Consider the following 236-nt stretch of genomic DNA (forward strand, 5'->3'; position numbering starts at 1 on the left):
GTAACTATATCTATAACCGTATCTACACTACTCGCTACATCAATACTTACTGTAACCGTAGCATTACCTACATCCTCTGCAACTGTAATATCGCTAATACTAACCGTAGGAGTATTATCATTATCAGTGATCGTTACCGTACCACTTGGATCGGTATTACTCGTATTACCACTGGTAACTGTACCACTAACTGTTAAGTCCTCACTTGGCTCATCAATAGCATCATCGATAACAGG

Annotated in this window: 1 protein-coding gene; it reads right to left on the minus strand. The window is 39.4% G+C overall.

The window, feature by feature from the left end; genetic code table 11:
* On the minus strand, positions 1-236 hold a 236-nt coding region (locus ACWNT5_RS24345), incomplete at both ends, for a hypothetical protein (protein WP_456518875.1).

The sequence above is a fragment of the Aquimarina sp. 433 genome (assembly GCF_054054605.1).